We start from the raw sequence: 355 nt of genomic DNA, 5'->3' as shown, positions 1-355 counted from the left end.
TGAGCGTGGCCAGGTTCTGTGTAAGCCGGGTTCGGTTAACCCGCACACCAAGTTCGAAGCCGAGGTCTATATCCTGACCAAGGAAGAAGGCGGCCGTCACACGCCGTTCTTTGCGAACTACCGTCCGCAGTTCTACTTCCGTACAACTGACGTGACTGGCACGGTTGAGCTGCCTTCGGGTACCGAGATGGTGATGCCGGGCGACAACCTGAAGTTCAACGTTGAACTGATCGCCCCGATCGCCATGGAAGAGAAGCTGCGCTTCGCCATCCGCGAAGGCGGCCGCACCGTTGGTTCGGGCGTTGTGTCGAAGATCATCGAGTAATTGCGATAGCAATTCTTGAACGGAAAGGGC

1 protein-coding gene is annotated in these 355 nt (G+C 57.2%); it reads left to right on the top strand.

Annotated features, from left to right (window positions below; translation table 11 throughout):
* Positions 1-325: EF-Tu C-terminal domain-related protein (locus tag ACXAH3_RS16485; RefSeq protein ID WP_474863359.1), on the top strand; the 325-nt coding region annotated here is incomplete at its 5' end.
* Positions 326-355: the final 30 nt, after the last annotated feature.

Source organism: Aliiroseovarius sp. ABM4_368 (assembly GCF_056161205.1).
Note: the sequence above shows the minus strand (reverse complement) of the source record. Positions and strands in the feature narration are given on the sequence as shown.